The sequence below is a fragment of the Tepidiforma bonchosmolovskayae genome, from assembly GCF_008838325.1.
GTDB classification, from domain to species: Bacteria; Chloroflexota; Dehalococcoidia; order Tepidiformales; family Tepidiformaceae; genus Tepidiforma; species Tepidiforma bonchosmolovskayae.
The window spans coordinates 2411713-2432829 of record NZ_CP042829.1; the positions used below are offsets into that span (position 1 = coordinate 2411713).

Genomic DNA, 21117 nt, shown 5'->3' on the forward strand with positions numbered 1-21117 from the left:
CTCCAGCGTTGTCGGGTTGGTGGAGGCGATTCTACGCCATGCCTCGCCCCGGGGCTCCGGCCGCCACCCCCGCTCAGACCGCCATCGCCGCCGGTTCTGGCTCCTCCAGCGCGTAGCCGGCGCCCCACCGGTTCACAATGTACCGGGGCTGGCTCGGGTCATCTTCCAGCTTCTGGCGCAGGTAGCGGATGTACAGCCGCAGGTAGTGCGTCTCGCCGGTGTACTGGTTCCCCCAGACGCGCGCAATGAGCGCCTTCGAAGGCACCACTTCACCGGCGTGCTCGGCCAGCGTCCAGAGCAGCCGGTACTCCGTCGGCGAAAGCGGCACCTCGCGCCCATCCTTCCAGACCGTCTGCGACGCCGGGTCGATCTCGATCGCTCCCACGCGCACCCGCCCCGGCGTCGACCCGTTGGGCCGCACCTCTCTGCCCGCCGTCATCTCGATGCGCCGCAGCAGCGCCCGCAGCCGCAGGTCGATTTCGTCCGTGCTGCACGGCGGCCGGCAGTATTCGTCGGCCCCCGCCTCGAAGCACCGCAGCATCTCGGCAGTGGTGCCCGCGCACCCGACCGCGATGATCGGCACCCCGGTCGCCCGCCGCAGCCGGGCAATCGCCTCGGACGGGAAGCCGACCTCCCTGCCAAGGTCGACGACAACGGCGTCGGGCTCGGCCCGCTCGAACGCCGCTGCGGCGGCGGCCGGGTCCCCGAAGGCGGCAACCCGGTAGCCGCTCGCCTCCAGCTCCCGCGCGCGGTCGCAGGCCCGGTCGAGCCCCTGCGAAACGACGGCCACGCGCAACCCGACGGGCGGCGGCAGCTCCGCGGTATCACGTATCCGCAGGTCGCGCATCGCAGACTCCCTCCCCATCGGTGCCTTCCCCGATGTTTCACCGCAGGGCGGCAGCCGAAAGTACCGGTATGCGGAGCCTGTCGCCCTTCCCGGTACTCCTCGGTTGCGCAGCCCTCTGCTCGGCGCTCGGTCTCGTGTCGCTGCGCCTCAATGCGGCAGCCGAAACGGAAAACCCCGCACCCCAAATGTCGGCAGAGGAGGCCGCGCTCCCCGCTGCCGGCTCCCCGTCTGTCACGGAGCTGACACCCCCGGCGGAGCGGCCGGCCCCGCCCGACGCAGTCGCCGAGGCCCGCGCCACGCCGCTCGCCCCCGCCGCCGAGCCGTCGCCGCCGCCGACGCCCGTGCCGGCCGCGAGCGCTCCCGAGCCCGTCGCCGCGCTCCCGGCCGCCGTCTCCCAGCCCCGCGAGTTTGTCTCGGTGCAGGACCGCGCGGTCGAGCTGCTCGCTGCCATGAACGCCGCCCGCGCCGACGCCGGCCTCGCACCGCTCACCTGGGACCCCGACCTCGCCGCCGTGGCGCTCGCCCGCGCCCGCGACCTCATCGAGCACGGCTACTTCGATCACTACGGACCTGACGGCCGCAGCGCCTTCTCCGAACTGGCCGCCCGCGGTATCCGCTACGGGCTCGCCGGCGAAAACCTCGCGCGGAACAACTACGCTGAGGCGAAGACCGTCCAGGCCGCGTTCCAGGGCCTGATGGGCAGCCCCGGCCACCGCGCCAACATCCTGGAACCGCGCTTCTCGCGCGTCGGCATCGCGGCCGTCCGCTCCGGCCGGGTCTGGCTCTACGTCACCATCTTCGCGGACTGACCCGCTGCCCCCGTCCGCCGGGCGACGCGTGGTGGGCGATGAGGGGCTCGAACCCCCGACCTTCTCGGTGTAAGCGAGACGCTCTGACCAGCTGAGCTAATCGCCCACGTGCCTGCGCAGCTCCCAGTCTACCGTCCGCCCGCCGCTTCGGTCGCCTCCGCGAGCCGTTCGAAAGCCGCGGCCGTAGCCTCGCGCTCCACCCCGAACGTCCGCTGCTCCTCCAGCCACGCACGAAAGCCGGCAGCGTCCCATCGGCCGACCCGCCGGAATCCCTCCAGCGACGGGAAGCCGGCGGCTGCCGCCCGCAGGTCCATCAGCGCCCGGTTCCGCGCTGCAATGGCCTGCGCCTCGCCGCTCGCCAGGGCAGCCTCAAGTTTTGCGTTCCGGCGCCCGAGCACCCCGGAGGCCAGGCCTGGGTCCTCGAAGTAGGCGTCCAGCGGGGCGGCAGCAAGGAGCCGCGCCGCCGTGAGCGTCCCCACGCCGGGGATGCCTGGCAGGTCGTCGGATGCGTCGCCGCTTGCCGCCCGGTAGTCCAGGTACCGCTCCCGCGGAAACGCCGCCGGCGTCCCCGCCGCATCCCGCGGAGCTGCATGCTCCGCGAAGTTCTCTGCCGTGATGACGACCTTCTTCACCGGCGGGTAGATGGAGAGCCGTTCGTCGACGAGCTGAAGGAAATCGCGGTCCGTGGAAACGATCCGGACCGGTCCATCCTCCGCCAGCGCGCGGGCGGCAATCAGGTCGTCCGCTTCGGTGTTCTCGCCCCGCAGCACCTCGATGGGCAGCATCGCCGCCAGCTCGATGAACGCCGAAATCGCGGCCAGCACGTGTGGCTCGTTTTCGGTAAAGGCCGGGTCCGTCTCCCGCCCTGTCTGGTACGCCGGGTAGATCAGGCGCCGGCGGACCGGCCGCCCCTGGTCGAACGCGATGGTAACGCCCGTTAGCCCGGTTCGCGTCTCTCCGAGCCGACCCTGCCCTGCCGGCTGCCCGTCGGGTGGCTCCCCCCCACGGACCACTGCCCCGAAGACCGCCTGCGTCAGCCCCAGCAGCGCAGCGCGCGTCTTGCGCTCTGGTGTATCCGCCTGCATCGGGCGGCGCAATGCGTGGAACCCGGCCCAGGCGAGGTTGTTTCCGTCGAGGATGAGCAGCACCGGGCCAGTATCGCAGGCTCGTCGCTACCCGCGACCAACGCTATATGCCATATGTTTGAAAAATAAGGAAAATTCCCCCCGCGCCTAGTCCTCTCCCCGATGCACTAGTTAGGGATTCGCCCGTCGCCGCGGATGGTGCCGTGGGCGATGCTCTTGGCAGTCGTTGCCCGGAGTACGAAAGGAGTCCCGAGATGCCCGAAGCCAGCCTCGTTGAGACCCTCGCCCTGACGCCCTCTGACCGCGCACTTCGCCTGCGCTGGCTTCAACTCACCGACCGCGACGCCGCCCTCATCCGGGAAGCTGCCCCCTTCCTTCGTGCCCGCGCCGACGAGATCGTCCGCCGCTTCTATGACCACTCCTTCGCCTTCCCGGATTTCGTCCGTAAGGTCCAGGAATCGAACTCCTCCCGCGCCCGCCTCGAAGCCACCCAGCGGGCTTATTTTCTGAAGCTGCTCGACGCAAAATTCGACGACGACTACTTCGAACACCGCCTTCGCGTCGGGCGCACCCACGCCATCCTGAACGTCGAGCCCCGCTGGAACGTCGGCAACTACGCCGTCTATAGCGCCATCGTCCTCGACGAGCTCGCAAAGAAACTCAAAGGGCAGAAGCTCCTCGATACGTTCCTTGCCTTCCTCAAAGTCTTCCTCCTCGATGCCTCACTCGCAGTCGAGACGTACATCTCCGAGGGCGTCCTCGCTCGCCTCGTCGATACCTCCAAGCTCGTGTCCACCTCGGCCACCACGATGGGCGACGCCGCCTCCCAGGTCGACGCCGCAGCCCGCGAGATCGCGAACGCCACCCAAGAGGTTGCCCGTGGCGCCACGGACCAGTCGGCTTCCCTCACCGGGCTCAGCAACACGATGCGGTCGCTCGCTAGCTCAATCAATGAGCTCGCAGCTGGTGCCAGCTCCCAGGCCGAACGACTCGAGCTCGCGCAGGCCGCCGCCGGTGCCGTTTGCGCTGCGCTCCAGAACGTCTCCGGGTCCGCCCGCGCAGCAGCCGAAAAAGGCGCCGGCTCCCTCGCGGCTGCTCGCGACGGGATGGCCGCGGTCCAGCAGACCGTAGAGGCCATGGACGCGATCCGCGATGCTGTGCGCAGCACCGCACGCGAGGTCGAAGAGCTCGGTCGCCGGGGCTCGGAGATCGGCGCCATCGTCCAGGTAATCCAGGACATCGCCAGCCAGACCAACCTCCTCGCCCTCAACGCCGCCATCGAGGCCGCCCGCGCGGGCGAACAGGGCCGCGGCTTCGCCGTCGTCGCCGAGAACGTCCGCTCCCTCGCTGAGCGGACCGCGGTCGCAACCAAGGAGATCGCCGGCCTGATTTCGGCCGTGTAAAACGGCACTGGGCAGGCCGTCCGTGCCATGGAGGCATCCGTCCGCGATGTCGAAGTCGGTGCAGCTCGGGCCACGGAGGCGGGGAGCGCCCTCGCGCGTATCGTCGAATCTGCCACCGATGTGAACTCCGAGATTGAGCGCATCGCCGCCGCAGCTGACGGGATGCAGCAAGGCGTCGAGAATCTCGCCGGTCAGGTGCAGGATGTGGCTCGCATCGCCGAGCGCCTCGCGGGCCTCGCTCTCGAAATGCGATCTCGCAGCGAGGACGCCGTCGGGGCCATCACCGCTGTTTCTGCAGTCGCCGAAGAATCCGCCGCCGCGAGCGAGCAGGTCTCTGCCAGCGTCGAAGAAGTGACCGCCCAGATCGGCGAACTGTCGAGCCTCGCCGCTCGCCTCAACGAAATCACCCGCGACATGGGGGCCTTCCTTGCCCGCTTTGGCGCCCTCGCCCACGATTCCGACGGGCGAACTTACCGGGTCGCGGAGTGAGGCTGCTCAGTCGGGCTCCTGGTGCTCTGGCATCTCCGGCAACGGCACGACGTACGTCCACCGGTCAGTCTCGTCGAACACCAGGACGCCCCCAACGTGCAGCGCCTCCATCAGCTGCCGCGTGTACCAGGCCGTCGCGGCCCCGTTTGGGTTCAGCCTGATCGCTCTTGTGATGACCGGCGTCACCTCCTCGGGCGAACGTCCCATCCCGATGAGCACCGCAGCCAGGTTGAAGGCGTCGCCCGCCTCGAACCCGAACCGCCGGTCGAACCGCCGCAGTGCCGCCTCCGCCTCAGGCAGCCGTCCCGGGTCGACCGATGCAGCGGCTACCAGGGCGACGGTCTCCCGCCTGGCGTAGTCCCGCTCGAACGGATTGATCCGCCCCGCCGCCTGGTACCGCTCCGCTGCGCGGGAAAACTCGCCGCCCGCAAACGCATCCCACCCCGCCTGTGCGCGGAGGTCGGCGGTCGGCAGGGCGACCGCGATGACGACCCCTGCCGCTGCCGCTGGCATCCCGGCGAGCAATCCCCAGGAGCCCGGCCGCGGCTGCACTGGCCGGGCCATCGCTGCCGCTCCCATGGCGCCCAGCATCGCAAAGAACAGCGCATGCGCGGCCAGCGAAATTGGGTTGAGCAGGGTCAGCGCGCCGTAGGCTGCCATCGCCGCCCACGCATACGGCCAGTCAGGGCCCGGTCTGCCCCGGGCGCGGCGAACTGCCCGGATTGACGCCGCCGCACATCCGCCGACCAGCGCGACGAGGAGCGCCAGCCCAACAAGGCCGGTGTTTGCTGCCGTGTCTAGCACGGAGTTGTGGGAGCTCTGCGCGACGAGGTCATACTCCTCGTAGGCGCCGCCCAGGTGGGCCGGCCGCCAGCGCGGAAAGCCGAGGTGGAGGCCGTCGGGCCCCGTCCCGAGCACCGGCCGGGCCGCAATGACGTGGAGCGTGCCCTCCCACAGGGCCAGACGCGTCGAGCCGCCGGTCTCCGCCCGGGTGGCCTGCCCCGAAACCCGCGCGGCGGTGCCCTCGAGCCCGCCCGCGGCCAGCGACGCGACCGTCACCGCCCCGAGCGCAAGGCCGATGACTGGCGCAGCCCGCAGCAGGGGCCGCCCCGGCTCGCCCGCAATCCACCGGGCCACGGGGACGAGCACGAAAAACACCAGCACCGCGGCCAGTCCCGACCGGCTCTCTGCTTCGAGCACGATGAAGAGCGCTGCCGCCCAGGTTGCCGCCGCACCGGCCGCGAACCGCCGTGCGGGCACAAAGGCCACGAGGCCCATCGAGATAACCGCAAACGCCGCGAGCTCGTTGGCGTTGCCGATCGTCCCGATCGCCCGGTCCGAGGTGTCGATCCACCAGTCGAACGGGTCCTTCCCGGCCGCCTGGACCGCCGTGTAGGCGAACGCGGCTGCAAGCCCGGCGAATCCTGCGCCGAAAACCCGCCAGCGGCCGGATGCCGCCAGCGCCCAGCCCCCGGCGAAGAGCCCCGCACAGGCAAACTGCGTCACGATGCCCTGCCGGTACTGGTAGTAGCCGAACACGCTCCCCCGCCAGTCGAGCCCTGCGGCGGCAGCTGCGACCACGACCGCCAGCCATCCGCCGAGCACGCCCTGGAGCCATCCGGGCATGGTCCGCCGCCAGCCGCCCCAGAGCACGGCCGCTGCTGTCAGCCCGCCGCTCGCGGCGAGCAGCGCCTGCTTCGGCAGGGTAAAGTCATCGTAGAGTGCCGGCCAGAACACTGCGGGGACGCCGGCCAGCGCCGTCGCCATTGCGCCGGCCAGCAGCCAGTCGGCCGGCGCTGTTCGTCGAACGCTCACACGGTCATGGTACGACCGTTATCCGGTATGGCCCGGTTCACCCCGCGCCCAGAGCGCCCGCTCATCGACGCGCCGCTCCATGGTGTGCTGCACCGGCACGAAGCCGTGCCCCAGCCAGAACGGCGCCCCCGAATAGTTGCCCGAGGCCCAGTGAAGCGTGCACAGGTCGTGCCCGTTTGCCGCTGCCCACGCCATCGATGCCTGCAGCAGCGCCGTTCCCACGCCGCCGCCGCGCGCCGCCCGCGCCACCACGCCTTCGAACAGGTAGAGCCGCTGGTCGGCCCGCACATTCGGCGGGGTGAACCCCGGGACCAGGAACGACTGCATTCCCACCGCCTGCCCGCCCGCCCACGCGAGGAAGGTCGGCGTTTCGCTGGCCAGCGATGCCTGCAGGAACCGCTCCATCGCGGGCTCCGTCTCCGGTATCGACGGCCAGAACATCGGCGAACTCCGGTGGTGCTCCATCAGCTCGAGGCTGAGCTGCCGCACCGCCGCGATATCTTCCGGCGTCGCCCGGTCGACCCGTATGCCTGCCGCTGGCCGCCCTTCGACCGCAGCCCCGGTCAGCCGGGTGGCCGCAGTCATGGTCCGCCCGAATCCGAGGTTCACCCACGCCTCTTCGGTCTCCCGGTCGCCCGGCACCACCTCGACGCGGTGCACGAGCAGCCCGTCGCGAACCCAGCGGCCGGCCAGCGCGGCGTACAGCAACCGGTAGATGTCGGTGGCGCTTTCGCCCGGCGCAACCGCGTACCCCAGCACCGGCACCACGGCCGAGCGCGGCGGCACAAACTGCGCGGCGAAGTCCGTCGGGGCGATGAACACCCGGTTCGCCGCGCAGACGCCGACGACGCGCCCATCCCGGACTGCGACCACCCCCTCCGCAAAAGGCCCGCGGCAGATGGCCCCGAGCGCCTCGCCAGCCGCCGCCGGGTCCTCCAGCGCCGCTTCAAGGACCGGGAGACGCGAGCGGTCGGCACGGTGGCGGGCGGCGAGCAGCGTCGCACACGCCGGCACGTCGGCATCGAGCAGGGGGCGGACCTGGGTGTGGCCGGGCATCCGCCGAACTGTAACAGGACGGGCGCCTCGCCTTTACCCTGCGCTGTTTCGCACGTGTTTCGTACATGTTACGATTGCATTAAATCTGCATGGAGGCAGAGTTCGCATGAGGAGCAACGTCGTGACCGACCCAGAGGAAGCTGTCAAGCAGGCATCCGCTCACCTCTACGAGGCCCTGACGCACCACTACGGGCCGCTCGACCTGGCCGCTCACCAGCCGATCGTCCGCGCCATCTCGGAGTACGGCCAGCGCTGCCGCGAGCATGATGAGGCCGGCCAGGAGATTGCGAGCCGCCACGTTTACGAGGCCCTGACCCATCACTTCGGGCCGCGCGACCTCGCCGCCAACGACCCCGTCGTGCGCGCCCTCGCCGAGTACGGCGAAGCCTGCCGGCGCGCCGGCGTCCGCAAGAGCTGACGCCGCTCGGCCGCAAGCCGCGCCGCGAACAACGCCCGGCGGAAGACCTTCTGCCGGGCGTTCTGCCGCTGCCCCAGGAGCCCGCAGCAGGCTAACAGCGCGGGACCCGCTCCTCGAGCGCGGCCACCAGCCCGCTGATCGGCACGCGCACCTGCTCCTGCGTGTCCCGGTCGCGAATGGTGACGCAGTCGTCACCCGGCTGGCCGTCTTCGCCCACGGTCTGGAAGTCGATCGTCACGCAGCAGGGCGTCCCGATCTCATCCTGCCGCCGGTACCGCCGCCCGATGCTCTGTGTCTCATCGTACTGGGTCATCCAGAGCGGCCGGAGCATGTCGTAGACCCGCCGGGCCGTCGGCCGAAGAGCGTCGTTCTTCGACAGCGGCAGCACGGCGACCTTAATGGGCGCAAGCCGGGGCTTGAACTTCAGGACCACCCGCTTCTCGCCCTTTTCGTCCGGCTCCTCGCTGTAGGCGTCCAGCAGCACCACCGCGAGCGTGCGCGTCAGCCCCGCTGCCGGCTCGATCACCCAGGGGACAACGTGCTGGCCCGTCTCCTCATCGAAGTACGTGAGCGGCTGGCCGCTCAGCTTCGCGTGGGAACTCAGGTCGAAATCGGTCCGCGCAGCGATCCCTTCGAGTTCGCCCCAGCCCCACGGGAAGAGGTACTCGATGTCCGTTGTGGCCGCGCTGTAGTGCGAGAGTTCGTCCCTGTCGTGGTCCCGCAGCCGGAGCCGCTCGGGCGCAATGCCGATCACCTCGATGTACCAGCGCAGCCGCTCCTCCACCCACTGCCGGTGGAGCGCCAGGTATTCGGTCGGGTTGTCGCGGTCCCGCGGCGGCATGCAGAAGTACTCCATCTCCATCTGCTCGAACTCGAGCGTCCGGAAGATGAACCGGCCCGGGGTGATCTCGTTGCGGAAGCTCACCCGCGTCTGCGCGATACCGAACGGCAGCTTCCGCCGCATCGCCTGCTGCACATTCACGAAGTTCACGAAGATGCCCTGCGCCGTCTCCGGCGGCAGGTAGGCCATGTTCGCCTCGTCGGCCACCGGCCCCACCTGCGTGCGGAACATCATGTTGAACTGGCGGGGCTCGGTCAGCTCGCCGCCGTCGTACGGGCAGAGGGGGTTGCCGTTCGCGTCCCTCGGCACCTCCCCGTACGCGCCTTCTTCAAGGTGGTCGGCCCGGAACCGCCGCTGGCACCGTTTGCAGTCGACCAGCGGGTCGGTGAAGTTCGCAACATGGCCGCTGCCCACCCAGACCAGCGGATTCGTGATCAGCGCGGCATCCAGTCCGACCACGTCATCGCGCTCCTGCACCATCGAGCGCCACCACGCCTCGCGGATATTCCGCTTGAGCTCCACCCCGAGCGGCCCGTAGTCGTACGCATTGGCGAATCCGCCATAAATCTCGGCCGATGGGAAGACGAAGCCGCGGCGCTTCGCGAGCGAGACGATCGTCTCGAGGTCGGGTGCTGGCACGGGAACCTGCCTCAGTCCGGGAGTCAGCGCGCCGGGCTGGCGCGCCGCCATCCATTCACCTTACCGCGGCTCACCCTTAGCCGCCGGGGCCGGCGAGCCGCGCCCGAATCTCGTCCTCGCTGAGCGGAACCTCGAACACCTTGACCCGTGCGGCAGCGCCGTGCACCAGCGCAACGTCGCGCCCCGGCAGCCCCAGCGCCTTCGCCAGCAGGGCAGCCACGGCCGCGTTCGCCTGCCCATCGGCTGGCGCCGCCCGTACGCGCACCCGCAGCGTGCCCGTGCTGTCGAATCCCTCCACGTCGTCGCGGCCCGCACGCGGTGTCACCCGCACCGTCAGCTTCGCCATCGCCATCCCCGGAACTGCCGCACGCAGCCTAGAACAAATGTTTGTACTGTGCTATCGTACGCCACGGCGGCGCTCCGCGATGGTATCATCCGGCGCCGAACGAACCCGGCGGGTGGCCCACACATGGCAGATGCAGACCGCGCTCGCGCGCTCGAACTCGCGCTCTCGCAGATTGAAAAGCAGTTCGGCCGCGGCGCCATCATCAAGCTCGGCGACGCCGAGGCGAACCAGACCGAAGTCATCTCCTCCGGCTCTCTCGCGCTCGATATCGCGCTCGGCGTCGGCGGCATCCCCCGCGGCCGCGTGACCGAAATCTTCGGCCCCGAGTCGGCCGGCAAGAGCACCCTTGCCCAGCACGTCATGGCCGAGGCGCAGAAGATGGGCGGCACCGCCGCCTACATCGACGTCGAGCATGCCATGGACCCCGGCTACGCCCGCGACCTCGGCATCAAGCTCGAAGACCTCCTCGTTGCCCAGCCCGATACCGGCGAGCAGGCCCTCGAAATCTGCGAAACCCTCGTCCGCTCCAATGCGGTCGATGTCATCGTCGTCGACTCTGTCGCCGCCCTCGTGCCCCGCGCCGAGATCGAAGGCGAAATGGGCGATGCCCACGTCGGCCTGCAGGCCCGCCTGATGTCCCAGGCCCTGCGCAAGCTGACCGCCACCATCGCCCGGACCAGCACCGCGGTGATCTTCATCAACCAGCTTCGCGAGAAGGTCGGCGTCGTCTTCGGGAACCCCGAAGTGACCCCCGGCGGGCGGGCGCTCAAGTTCTACGCCTCGGTCCGCATCGACATCCGCCCCGTCGATTCCATTAAGCGCGGCCCCGACATCGTCGGCCGCCGGGTCAAAGCCAAAATCGTCAAGAACAAGGTCGCTCCGCCCTTCCGGCAGGCTGAATTCGATATCATGTTCGAGCCGCCGCGCGGCATCTCCCGGACCGGCGACATCATCGACCTCGGCGTCGAGCACGGCATCCTGACCAAGAGCGGCGCCTTCTACAGCTACGGCGACCTGCGCATCGGCCAGGGCCGCGAGAACGCGAAGCAGTTCCTCGACGATAACCCCGAGCTCGCCACCGAGATCGAGAATGAGATCCGCCGCCAGGTCGGCCTCCCACTCCGCGAAGTACGAGGTGAGCAGCTGGTGGAACAGTAGTTCCCCGGCCCTATGGACGAGTCATCCAGTCCCCAGGTTCCGTACATCGTCTCCATGAGCCCCGCCGGCCGCGGCAGGCTTCGCATTATCGTCCTCAGCGACGGCCGCGAGCTCGTCGCCTCCGACGAAGCCTGCGAGCGCGCGGGGGTCGCTGTCGGCATGGCCGCCGACCCCGACCTGCTGGCGCAGCTCGACCGCGAAGAACGCCGCGCCAACGCACACGAGGCCGCCCTCCGGCTCCTCGACGCCCGCCCGCGCTCCGAGCACGAGATGCGCACCCGTCTCGCCCTCCGCGGTTTCGACCCCGAGACGGTCGCGCACGAAATTGAGCGGCTCCGGAGCGCCGGCCTCCTCGATGATGCCCGCTTCGCCCGCGCATGGGTCGAAGACCGGATGCGCGTCTCCCCGCGCGGCACCGCCATGCTCCGCTACGAACTGCTGGGCCGCGGCATCGACCCCGAGGCAGCTGCTGCCGCCACCGACGGGATCGACGACCTCGAGCTGGCCACCGCCCTCGCCCTCCAGCGCGGGCGCCGCTACAGCGACCGCACCCACGAGGAGTTCCTCGCTAAGGTTGGGGGCTTCCTCCGTCGGCGCGGCTTCGATTACCGCGTCACCGCCGAAGCCCTGCGCGCCGCCTGGGAGCAGCTCGCCGGCGACCGCCCCGGCCCCGAAGTCGCCGACGCGCCGTAAGTGCGGCGCTATCGAAGCGCACCAATCTCTGGCAGAATCCGCTGGCACGCTACCCTCGGCCATCGCGGCCGGCACCGGAGGTTACATCGTCCATGGAATTGCGCTTCGGCGAGAAAGAAGAGGCCCTCCGCGCGGAGGTCCGAAAGTTCCTGCAGGAAACGCTCGGCAATCGCCTCGAAGAAGGCGGTGAGCAGCTTGGCACCCGCTCCGACGAGGAGTTCGAGTTCGCCCAGGAGTTCAACCGGAAGCTCGCCCAGCGCGGCTGGATTGCGCCCGCCTGGCCGAAGGAGTATGGCGGCCTCGGCGCCTCCATCTTCGAGCAGATGGTGTTCAGCGAGGAGTTCGGCTACTGGGGCGCACCCGATACCGGCACCCGCGGCTTCGGCGTCGGCATGATCGGCCCCACCCTCATCATCCACGGCACCGAGGAGCAGAAGCGCTACTACCTCCCGAAGATCACGAGCGGCGAGCACATCTGGTGCCAGGGCTACTCCGAACCGGGCGCCGGCTCCGACCTCGCCTCGCTCCAGACCCGCGCGGTCCGCGACGGCGATGACTACATCATCAACGGCCAGAAAATCTGGACCTCGGGCGGTCACCGCGCCAACCAGATGTTCTGCCTCGTCCGCACCGACCCGGAGGCGCCGAAGCACCGCGGCATCAGCTTCCTCCTCATCGACGACATCAAGAACACGCCGGGCCTCACCATCCGCCCGCTCATCAACATGGCGAACCGCCACCACTTCAACGAGGTCTTCTTCGAGGACGTCCGCGTCCCGGCGAAGAACCTCGTCGGCGAGGAGAACCGCGGCTGGTATGTCGCAATGACCCTCCTCGATTTCGAGCGGTCAGGCATTGGCACGACCGCTTCCCAGCGGCGCACCCTCGAAAAGCTCGCGCGCACCCTCCGCGAAGGCCCGGCCGACCGCCGGGCGAAGTACCGCACGAAGCTCGCCGACCTGGTTATCGCCAACAACGTGGGCCGCTACCTCGGCTACCGCATCGGCTACATCCAGTCGAAGGGCCAGGTGCCGAACTACGAGGCGTCGGTCGTCAAGATCTTCCAGTCGGAGCTTGGCCAGCGCATCTACAACTTCGGCGTCAACATGCTCGGCCTCGCCGGGCAGCTCCGCCCCGAAGAACCGCGCGCACCGCTCCACGGCGAACTCCCCGAGTCCTACCTCATGTCGGTTCCGTCGACCATCTACTCCGGAACCAACGAAATCCAGCGGAACATCATCGCCACCCGCGGGCTCGGCCTCCCGCGCGGCTAGGCGAACCGCCGGCCCAGGCCGCCAGCGGCGGGGTGCAGCCCATGCTGCACCCCGCCGGCATTGCGCACGTACAATCGCTCCGTGCTCACCCCCGCAGAGTTCGAGCGCCGGCTCGGGGTCATCACCGCCCTGGCGGGCCTTTTCGGCCTGGCGGTCATCGCGGCGCTCCTCTGGTGGCAGGTGCTCGATACCGGCCTCGCCAGCCAGGACCGCAACCCGCGCACCCTCAGCCGCTTCTACGACCCCGGCCGCGGCCGCATCCTCGACCGCGACGGCAATGTCCTCGTCGAGACCCTCAGCGGGGGCCGGCGGTATCTCTACGATGCCTCCCTCGCCCACGTCGTCGGTTACCTCGACCCGCGCTATGGCTCGCAGGGCATCGAGCTCGCCTACGATGCGGTCCTGGCTGGCCGCTCCGGCAGCGGCTGGCTCGATGCCCTCCGCTACGAACTGCTGCGCGAACCTGTGCCCGGGGATGATGTCCGGCTCACGATCGACCCCGCCGTCCAGGCCGCAGCCCGCGAGGCCCTGGGCAACCGGAAGGGAGCTGTCGTCGCCCTCGACCCCATCACCGGCGAGATCCTCGCGATGGTCAGCGTTCCCACCTTCGACCCCGGCGCTCTGGGAAACACCGGCGAGGCCCTGCTGCAGTCGCCGGACGCGCCGCTCCTCAACCGCGCCACCCAGGGGCTCTACCCGCCAGGGTCGACGTTCAAGACCGTGACCGCGGCAGCGGCCCTCGAGGCTGGCATCATCACCCCGGACACCATCGTTGAATGCCCGGGCGAAATCGTCATCGACGGCTTCCCGATCTCCTGCCGCAACACCCCGCAGGGCGTCGGGACCTACCCCTTCAGCCGCGCCTTTACCTACTCCGTCAACGCAATCTTCGCTCGCATCGGTGTCGAACTCGGCTGGCAGCGGCTCGAGGCCGTCGCTGCACGCTTTGGGTTCGGGCGCCCCATCGATTTCCCCCTCGATACCGCCGCCTCCCAGCTCCGTGCGTCCGGCGCCAGCCGCGACACCGTCCTGCTCGCCTCGACCGCCTTCGGCCAGGGGCAGCTGCTCGCCACGCCGCTCCAGATGGCGCTCGTCGCCGCAGTCATCGCCAGCGGCGGCGAGTTGCCCCGGCCCCGGATCGCCCTCGAGGCCGTGAACCGCGAGGGCGCGGCCCGAGCGCTCTCCGCTCCGTCGTCCACCCGCGTTCTCGACCGGCGGATCGCCGGTGAGGTCGCTGCCATGATGGCCTCCGTCGTGGAAGCCGGCCAGGCGTCCGGCGTGGCGATCCCCGGTACCAGGGTGGCCGGCAAAACCGGCACCGCTGAGGCCGGCGACGGCACCTCCCACGCCTGGTTCATCGCCTTCGCCCCCGTCGAGCAGCCGCGCATCGCGGTCGCCGTCATCGTCGAGTCCGGCGGTCAGGGCGGAGCCGTCGCCGCGCCGATCGCCGGTCAGGTCATCCGTGCGGCGGTGGCCCGGTGACCGGCCAGCCGCTGCTTGAGCGGGCTGTCGCCAGGGCGCTCCGCCTCGGCCTGCCCGCGGCCCTCCATCCGTCCTCTCTCGCCCAGGCGGTCGTCGATGCCGTCCTCGGCGCCGCTGTCGGCGGCGAAGCCCCCAACCGCATCGTCGTCCGGCTCCACCCGGGCGATGCCCGGGCCCTGGCCCCGGTCCTGGCCGATCTCGAAGCTGCCATCTGCGAAAGCCTCGACGCCGCCTGCACCGCCGCCGGTCTCCGCCCGTTCGCCCCGTGGCAGCTCGCGTTCGTGCCGTCGGCGGCCTGCGAACCCGGTCAGCCGGTCATCCGTGCCGATTTCCACGACCCGGCTGCGCCCGCCAGCGTCGCCACGGTCCGCGAGACCGTCCGCCTCCGGCGCCTCGAAGGGCTGCGTCTGCGCCTCGCCGGGGGGGCCGCGGTTCCGCTAACCCACACCCCGTTCGTCCTTGGCCGGGGGGCCGACTGTGACCTCGTCGTGCCGGACCTGACGGTCTCCCGCCGCCATGCCGAAATCCGCCACGGACCCGGCGGCGGTCTCGAAATCCGCGACCTCGGCAGCCGTAACGGGACCTTCGTCAACGGCGAGCGCGTGGCCGCCGCGCCGGTTGCGCCCGGCGACACCCTCGCGCTCGGGGCAGCTGAACTCCGCCTCGAGGCTGCTCCGTGAGCGACTCCGTCGAGCTCCTGCTCCTCCGGCTGGCCCTTTTCGCCGTCCTCTTCGGCACGTGCGCGGCCGTCGCGCGCTCGCTGCGGGCCAGCTACCTCCCGCGGCAGCCGGGTCGGGCCGCCCACCCGCCCGCCCACTGGCGGCTCGTGCTCGAAGTCCCCGGCGAGTCTGGCGTCCCCCGGGGCACGTCCTACCGCCTTGCCGGCGTCATGGAGATCGGGCGCGACGGCGGCGCAGCCATCGTCATCGGCGACCCATCGGTCTCGGCGCGGCACGCCCGCCTCGAACTCCAGCCCGGAGGCTGGCTCGTGCGCGACCTCGGCAGCACCAACGGCACCTTCGTCGATGGCCGCCCGGTGCCGCCCGCCGGCCTCCGCCTCCGCGGGGGCGAACGGCTGCAGCTGGGCGCCGTGGTCTTTCGGCTCGCGCCGCCGGAGCGGTAGCGGCAGCGCCGCTACTTCCGCGCTTCCAGCCGCTCGAGGCGGTCGCGGAGCTTCGCGTTCTCATCCCGCAACTTCTCGAACTCCTCGCGCAGCTTCCGCACCTCGTCGTCGGTCGCGGCCCCTTTGCGCAGCGCCAGCGCATTCTCCCGCGCCATTCGCACCCCGCGGCCGTCCAGCTCGCGCGCCGCCATCCGCTCCAGCGCCGGGATCTGCGACTCGTCCTTGAGGGTCTTGAGCGCGTTCGCCGCGGCGATGCGCACCCGGAAGTCCGGGTCGTCGAGGAACGCGGCAATCTCCTCCCCGAGCACCTTCTTGCGCTCCGGGAAGAACTCGCCCAGCCGCGCCAGCGCTCCCACGGCCGGCGGCCGCGCCTGGAACGGCTCGCCGTACCGCGCTGCCCGCCGCAGGAGCTCGAATCCCCGTTCATCGCGCAGCTCCACGAGCCCGTCGATGCATCCAACCCGCACGACCTGCCGGAACGACGGCCGGTCGAACTGCGCTGCAATCGCGTCGAAGGCTGCGGGCAGGCGCAGTTTGCCGAGGCTTCGGCAGGCCTCTGCCTCCACGAACCACGACTGGTCGCGTCGCGCATACTTCTGCAGCGCCTCGAAGACGGCCTCGTCGCCGCGGAACTCGCCGAGCGCGGCCACGACCGCCCGGCGCGCCCGCGGCTGCCGGACCGCCAGGCACCGGAGCAGTGCGTCGCGCGCCGCGGTCGTCCGGATCTCACCCAGGGCCCGCGCTGCCGCCGCCTGGACGCCCCACCAGCGGTCGCCCATCACTGCCGCCTCGAGTGCGGCCGTCGCCTCAGCGCCGCCCTTTTTCCCCAGCTCGGCTGCGGCCCACGCGCGCCCGAGGATGCTGTCGTCGTCGCGCAGCTGCAGCCGCAGCTCCCCGACAGACTTGTCCCACTCCAGCTCCTTCAGCACCCAGCCGTACGGGTCGAACCGGCACAGGTCCGGCTTCCACGGCAGCGGGAACACAAACTGCTCCTCAGCGCGCGTCACCTCCACCCGGAACGCCTGCGGCTTCCCGCGCCCCTTCCGGAAGTCGATCGTCACCGGGAAGCGGAAGATCGGCGTCCCGTCGGCCGTCTCCTGCGTCTGCTTCACGCTCACCGCCGCCAGCCCGCGCTCGTCGTCCCAGCTCCAGCTCACCTTGAGTTTGGGGTGCCCCGGCCGGTACACCCACTGGTCGAAAAACCACTCGAGGCTGCGGCCCGTCTCCGCGGCAATGGCGTCCACCAGGTCCTGGGTGATGACGTTCTGCTCTGCGTGCTCCCGCACGTACCGCTGCAGCGCCCGGAAGAACGCTTCGTCGCCCAGCTCCCCCCGCAGCATGTGCAGCACGAGCGAACCCTTCTCGTAAAGGTGCCGGTCGAAGATGTCGATCGGGTCATGGAAGACGTTCGTCACGATCGGCCGCCGGTACCGCTCGTCCAGGTAGAGCCGCGTGTTGTCGATTACCCCCTGCCGGTACCGGTCGACCCCGTGGTGGTGCTCGTCCCACAGCATCTCGAAGTAGGTCGCGAATCCCTCGTTCAGCCAGCCATGCGACCAGTCCCGGCAGGTGAGGAGGTCGCCGAACCACTGGTGCGCCAGCTCGTGCGAAATCAGGTCATCGCTGTCGAAGTCCCGCTTCGCCTTCGCGTCGAGGAGGATGTTCTCCGTCATCGTCGTCGCGCTCGTGTTTTCCATCCCCCCGAAGACGAAGTCCCGGACGACGACCTGGCTGTACTTCGCCCACGGGTACGGCATACCGGTCAGCTTTTCGAACAGCGCGACCATCGCCGGCGTGTTCGCAAACGTCCGCTCTGCCGCCTCGACATCCTTTGGCTCAACATAATAGTCAATGGGCACCCGATCGGCCGCGCCTTCGATCCGCGCGAACTCGCCCGCCGCAATCGTCAGCAAGTAGGCGGGGTGCGGCCGGTCCTGGTGCCAGTGGAACGTCCGCGTGCCGTCGCGATTCCGTTTGTCGCTCAGCAGCCGCCCGTTGGAGAGCGCGAACCAGTCCCCCGGGACCGTCACCACGACGTCTGAGGTGAACTTGTCGCTCGGGTGGTCGAAGCACGGCAGCCAGAACCGGGTGTCTTCGTCCTGGCACTGCGTCCAGACCTGGCGCGGCTTGTCGTGGTAGCCCGCATCCGGCCCGATGAAGTACATCCCGATGCGCGGCGCCGCCTCGTACGTAATGGCGATCGGCAGCTCCTGTCCGCGCTTCCGCCCCTCGCCGATGTCCACGGTCAGCTGCCGTCCGTCGTACTCGAACGGCGCATCTCGCTTCCCGACCGTAACCGATGAGATGGTCATGTCGACCGCATCGAACGGCACGAAGCGGGTGCCGTCGTTGAGCGGCGAAACCGTGTGCGTGACGGTGCCCCGCACCCGCCGCGCCTCGATATCGAGGGCGACCTCAATCTTCACGTGCAGGATGTCGACCACCCGGTCCCGCGGCCATACCGGCCGGTCGCCGGGCAGCGCATGGGGCGGGGTGCGCGGCTCGTCGGCAGCCAGTGCGAGCCGGCCGCAGGAAAGGCGCTCACCATACAGGAACGACATCGGCAGGTCCGCCTCCTCGTGTTCTGGCGAGCCATCCTACGAGCCGGCCTCCCTACGGGCGATGCAGGTGCTTACGTTGCGTTGGCCTCCAGCCAGGCCAGCACCTCTGCGCCGTGAGCGTCCGGCTTCACCTTCGGCCAGGTCTTCGCCACCTTCCCCTCGGGGTCGATGACCACCGTCGACCGGATCAGCCCCTCGTACTCCTTGCCGTACATCTTCTTCGTGCCCCACGCCCCGTACGCCCGGGCCACGGCATGGTCGGTATCGGCCAGCAGCGGGAACGGCAGGCCGTACTTGTCGGCAAACTTCCGGTGCGAAGTGCTGCTGTCGCCGCTCACCCCGAGCACGACGGCGCCCTTCGCCTGGAGCGCGGCATGGCTATCGCGGAAGCTGCACGCCTCTTTCGTGCACCCGGGTGTGTCGTCCTTGGGGTAGAAGTAGAGCACCACCCACTTCCCCTTGAATTCCGCAAGGGAGACCGGCTTTCCGTCCTGGTCGGGCAGGGTAAAGGGCGGCGCCGGCGTGCCGGCTTCGGGCATTGTCATGGTCGGGTCCTCCTGCGATGGATTCGCCAGATCGTACGCCGCGCGCCGCGCGTTCCGTTACCCGGAAAGCTGCTGGGCGAGACGGAGGAGGTCGGTGTTCACGGGCGGGTGCCCATTCTTGACGACGTCCCGGAGATTCACCTCGACCGACCGGCCGCCCTGCCGCCCGATCATGACGCCCGTGCGGCCCGCCACGAGCGCCTCGACGGCCATCGCCCCGCCCTCTGAGGCAACCAGGCGGTCGCGCATCGTCGGACGCCCGCCTCGCTGGGTGTGCCCGAGCACCACGACCCGGTACGGCCGGTCGAGCGCCTTGCCGATGATCGGCGCGACACCGAACGCGCCGCCTGCCTCGTCGCCCTCCGCGACCACGATGATGTGGCTCCGCTTCCCTTTCGCCATCGTCTCCCGAATTCGCTCGATGACGAGGTCAATCTCTGCATGCGCCTCCGGCACCACCACGCCCGCTGCGCCCCCCGCCACCGCCGTGTGCAGCGCAATCGCCCCGCTCGTCCGTCCCATCACCTCAACGAAGAACATCATCCCCGTCGATTCGCCGGTGTCGCGCAGCTGGTCGATTGCCAGCAGCGCCGTGTTGACCGCGGTATCGAACCCGATCGACTCCTCCGTGCCCCAGACATCGTTGTCGATCGTGCCCGGCAGCCCGGCGACGGCCACACCGCATTCGTCCTGCAGTGCCAGCGCTCCCCGGAAACTCCCATCCCCGCCAATGACGATGAGCCCGTCGATGCCGTCCAGCTTCATCTGATTCGCTGCCTGGGCCCGGACCTCCGAGTCAAGGAACTCGGGGCACCGCGAGGTCCCGAGGATTGTCCCGCCGCGCTGGATGATGTTCCCCACGGCGCGGTCGTCCAGTTCGACGAAGGCCCCCCGGACGAGCCCGGAGTACCCGTCGAGGTAGCCCACCATCTGGACGCCGAGCCGGGTCGCCGTCCGCACGGCCGCCCGGATCGCTGCGTTCATCCCCGGCGCATCGCCGCCGCTGGTCAGGATTCCAAGTCGCTTCATGTCCATCACTCTGAGGGGTTCCCCGTGAACCGGGCAAGCACCATTGAACCCAGCGACCCCGCTGGTAGCATCCAGCCATGGGGGGAATGCGAAACGTCACAGGACCGCGCCTGCTCATCATCGCGGGCGCCGGGCTCGCAGCAATCGTTGCCGCAGTCATCGTAGCGGTCGTCATCTCCGGGGGCGGCGGGTCAGCCTCCACTGATGGCGCTCCCAGCCCGTCGCTGACTGCGGCGGCCACCGCCGCTGCCACGTCCGCCGCTGCTCCCTCGCCGACCCCGGCCGAGTCGCCCTACGCCGGCATCCTCGACGGTGCTCCGATGACGGCCGAGGAGTGGGCCGCCCGGAAAGACCTGCTCCCGCTCGCTGTGATGTTTGACAACACTCCGAACGCCGTCCCGCACCACGGCATCGGCGACGCCGACCTTGTCTACGAAGCCCTCGTCGAAGGCGGCATCACGCGCCTCATGGCCGTCTTCTGGCGGCGCGACCCAGCCCTGCTCATGCCTGTCCGCTCCGCGCGTACGCCGTTCGTCATCTGGGTCGACGAACTCGGGGCCCTTTACAGCCACGCCGGGGGCGCCACCACGTCGAACGAGGCCAACGCCGTCGGCCAGATCATCGACTGGGGCATCCGCGACCTCGACGCCTTCAAGCCGGGGTCGAACGCGGCCTATTACCGCGACTCCTCCCGCTACGCGCCGTACAACCTTGCGACGACGGGCGAACGGCTCCGGGCTGCCGCCGCGGCGCTCGGCTTCGCCGGCCCGCCGACCGTGGAGCCGTGGACGTTCCGGAACCCCTCCGATCCGCCGCAGGGTGTCCCTGCGGCCGGCATCCAGGTCGACTTCTCCGGCCGGCTCTACACCTGGCAGCTCATCCAGTGGAGATGGGATGCGTCCCGCAGGGCCTACGGCCGCTTCCAGTTCGGCGGCCCCGCCGTCGATGGGAATACCGGCCAGCAGCTCTTCTTCACCACCGTCATCGTCATGCGTGTCAATGCCGCGGTCGTCGATGAAGCGGGTCATGTCCTGCTTGAGCAGGTCGGTGAGGGCCCGGCCACGGTCTTCACCGGCGGCCGCGCCATCGAAGGCACCTGGCGCAAGCCCGACCGCAAGGCGCGCACCCGCTTCTACGACGCGTCCGGCAGCGAAATCGCGTTCGAGCGCGGCCCCATCTTTGTCGAAGTCATCCCCCAGCAGGGAGCCTTCACCTTCACGGCGAATGCGGACGACCTGCCCGAGCTGCCGAAGTATGTCCCACCCCCGCCGGCGCCCGGCCCGTCAGAAGACGAGACCGTGCCTGCCCCGGAGCCGACCGCAGAACCGACCGCCACGCCGACGCCGTCTTCGCCGGCGCCAACCCCGGCGCAGCCGCCCGCCGCAACGCCAACGGGCACAGCGCCGGCGGAAACGCCGGCTGCCCCGCCGACATCCCCGGCTGCGGCGCAGCCGTCGCCGAGCCCGGCGCCCGGCCGCTGAGCGTCGCCGGGTAGCCTGTTACG

Annotated in this window: 19 protein-coding genes, 1 tRNA gene and 2 pseudogenes; 12 read left to right on the top strand and 10 right to left on the bottom strand. The window is 70.0% G+C overall.

Annotation, left to right across the window (positions count from 1 at the left end; all coding sequences use genetic code 11):
• Window positions 1–73: 73 nt before the first annotated feature.
• Entirely contained in the window at window positions 74–847 is a 774-nt protein-coding gene (locus Tbon_RS11985) for a winged helix family transcriptional regulator (protein ID WP_192497963.1), read from the bottom strand.
• Window positions 848–1032: 185 nt separating this feature from the next.
• On the opposite strand from Tbon_RS11985, the gene Tbon_RS11990 reads away from it, so the two are divergent.
• A complete protein-coding gene (locus Tbon_RS11990; protein ID WP_158067920.1) occupies window positions 1033–1656 on the top strand; it encodes a CAP domain-containing protein in 624 nt (207 codons plus the stop codon).
• Window positions 1657–1685: 29 nt separating this feature from the next.
• Here the strand turns inward: Tbon_RS11990 and Tbon_RS11995 are convergent.
• Both Tbon_RS11995 and Tbon_RS12000 read right to left on the bottom strand, forming a co-directional pair.
• Window positions 1686–1762: transfer RNA gene (locus Tbon_RS11995), tRNA-Val, on the bottom strand.
• Between the two features lie 22 nt (window positions 1763–1784).
• The gene (locus Tbon_RS12000; RefSeq protein ID WP_158067921.1) at window positions 1785–2804 is read right to left on the bottom strand and encodes a hypothetical protein; all 1020 of its coding nucleotides are present in this window, start codon (window positions 2802–2804) and stop codon (window positions 1785–1787) included.
• Between the two features lie 191 nt (window positions 2805–2995).
• Between Tbon_RS12000 and Tbon_RS14535 the strand changes: the two are divergent.
• From Tbon_RS14535 to Tbon_RS14310, 3 genes and pseudogenes are all read left to right on the top strand, one after another.
• A pseudogene (locus Tbon_RS14535) lies at window positions 2996–3484 on the top strand (protoglobin domain-containing protein); the annotation flags it as partial.
• A gap of 393 nt (window positions 3485–3877) precedes the next feature.
• A pseudogene (locus Tbon_RS14540) lies at window positions 3878–4097 on the top strand (methyl-accepting chemotaxis protein); the annotation flags it as partial.
• Window positions 4098–4171: 74 nt separating this feature from the next.
• Entirely contained in the window at window positions 4172–4633 is a 462-nt protein-coding gene (locus tag Tbon_RS14310; RefSeq protein WP_158067923.1) for a hypothetical protein, read from the top strand.
• Between the two features lie 6 nt (window positions 4634–4639).
• Here the strand turns inward: Tbon_RS14310 and Tbon_RS12015 are convergent, their stop codons facing one another.
• Both Tbon_RS12015 and Tbon_RS12020 read right to left on the bottom strand, forming a co-directional pair.
• A complete protein-coding gene (locus Tbon_RS12015) occupies window positions 4640–6448 on the bottom strand; it encodes an O-antigen ligase family protein (RefSeq protein ID WP_158067924.1) in 1809 nt (602 codons plus the stop codon).
• Between the two features lie 18 nt (window positions 6449–6466).
• Window positions 6467–7504: a GNAT family N-acetyltransferase gene (locus Tbon_RS12020; protein ID WP_158067925.1), complete on the bottom strand. Its 1038-nt coding sequence runs from the start codon at window positions 7502–7504 to the stop codon at window positions 6467–6469.
• Window positions 7505–7625: 121 nt separating this feature from the next.
• Between Tbon_RS12020 and Tbon_RS12025 the strand changes: the two genes are divergently transcribed.
• Window positions 7626–7922 carry a hypothetical protein gene (locus Tbon_RS12025; RefSeq protein WP_158067926.1) on the top strand — a complete coding sequence of 99 codons (297 nt, stop codon included), beginning with the start codon at window positions 7626–7628 and terminating at the stop codon, window positions 7920–7922.
• A 91-nt stretch (window positions 7923–8013) separates the two neighbouring features.
• On the opposite strand, the gene Tbon_RS12030 is transcribed toward Tbon_RS12025, so the two are convergent.
• Both Tbon_RS12030 and Tbon_RS12035 read right to left on the bottom strand, forming a co-directional pair.
• Window positions 8014–9402 carry a glycine--tRNA ligase gene (locus tag Tbon_RS12030; RefSeq protein WP_225734621.1) on the bottom strand — a complete coding sequence of 463 codons (1389 nt, stop codon included), beginning with the start codon at window positions 9400–9402 and terminating at the stop codon, window positions 8014–8016.
• A 76-nt stretch (window positions 9403–9478) separates the two neighbouring features.
• Entirely contained in the window at window positions 9479–9754 is a 276-nt protein-coding gene (locus tag Tbon_RS12035; protein ID WP_225734622.1) for a DUF167 domain-containing protein, read from the bottom strand.
• Window positions 9755–9871: 117 nt separating this feature from the next.
• On the opposite strand from Tbon_RS12035, the gene recA reads away from it, so the two are divergent.
• The 6 genes from recA to Tbon_RS12065 all read left to right on the top strand — a co-directional run bounded on the left by recA (window position 9872) and on the right by Tbon_RS12065 (window position 15478).
• On the top strand, window positions 9872–10906 hold the full coding sequence (recA, locus tag Tbon_RS12040) for a recombinase RecA (protein ID WP_158067929.1): 1035 nt from the start codon (window positions 9872–9874) through the stop codon (window positions 10904–10906).
• A 12-nt stretch (window positions 10907–10918) separates the two neighbouring features.
• Window positions 10919–11599: a regulatory protein RecX gene (locus Tbon_RS12045; protein WP_158067930.1), complete on the top strand. Its 681-nt coding sequence runs from the start codon at window positions 10919–10921 to the stop codon at window positions 11597–11599.
• Between the two features lie 92 nt (window positions 11600–11691).
• Window positions 11692–12873 (top strand): acyl-CoA dehydrogenase family protein, encoded by a 1182-nt coding sequence (locus Tbon_RS12050; protein WP_158067931.1) that lies wholly within the window; start codon window positions 11692–11694, stop codon window positions 12871–12873.
• An 81-nt stretch (window positions 12874–12954) separates the two neighbouring features.
• On the top strand, window positions 12955–14355 hold the full coding sequence (locus Tbon_RS12055) for a peptidoglycan D,D-transpeptidase FtsI family protein (protein WP_158067932.1): 1401 nt from the start codon (window positions 12955–12957) through the stop codon (window positions 14353–14355).
• On the top strand, window positions 14352–15035 hold the full coding sequence (locus tag Tbon_RS12060; RefSeq protein ID WP_225734623.1) for an FHA domain-containing protein: 684 nt from the start codon (window positions 14352–14354) through the stop codon (window positions 15033–15035). The genes Tbon_RS12055 and Tbon_RS12060 overlap by 4 nt, the downstream gene beginning before the upstream one ends.
• A complete protein-coding gene (locus Tbon_RS12065) occupies window positions 15032–15478 on the top strand; it encodes an FHA domain-containing protein (protein ID WP_158067933.1) in 447 nt (148 codons plus the stop codon). The genes Tbon_RS12060 and Tbon_RS12065 overlap by 4 nt, the downstream gene beginning before the upstream one ends.
• 11 nt (window positions 15479–15489) lie before the next feature.
• On the opposite strand, the gene Tbon_RS12070 is transcribed toward Tbon_RS12065, so the two are convergent.
• From Tbon_RS12070 to Tbon_RS12080, 3 genes are all read right to left on the bottom strand, one after another.
• On the bottom strand, window positions 15490–18039 hold the full coding sequence (locus tag Tbon_RS12070; RefSeq protein ID WP_158067934.1) for a M1 family aminopeptidase: 2550 nt from the start codon (window positions 18037–18039) through the stop codon (window positions 15490–15492).
• Between the two features lie 71 nt (window positions 18040–18110).
• The gene (gene bcp, locus Tbon_RS12075) at window positions 18111–18584 is read right to left on the bottom strand and encodes a thioredoxin-dependent thiol peroxidase (protein WP_158067935.1); all 474 of its coding nucleotides are present in this window, start codon (window positions 18582–18584) and stop codon (window positions 18111–18113) included.
• 57 nt (window positions 18585–18641) lie between these two features.
• The gene (locus Tbon_RS12080) at window positions 18642–19613 is read right to left on the bottom strand and encodes an ATP-dependent 6-phosphofructokinase (RefSeq protein ID WP_225734624.1); all 972 of its coding nucleotides are present in this window, start codon (window positions 19611–19613) and stop codon (window positions 18642–18644) included.
• A gap of 77 nt (window positions 19614–19690) precedes the next feature.
• Here Tbon_RS12080 and Tbon_RS12085 point away from each other — a divergent pair, with 77 nt between their 5' ends.
• A complete protein-coding gene (locus tag Tbon_RS12085; protein WP_158067937.1) occupies window positions 19691–21094 on the top strand; it encodes a DUF3048 domain-containing protein in 1404 nt (467 codons plus the stop codon).
• Window positions 21095–21117 lie beyond the last annotated feature (23 nt).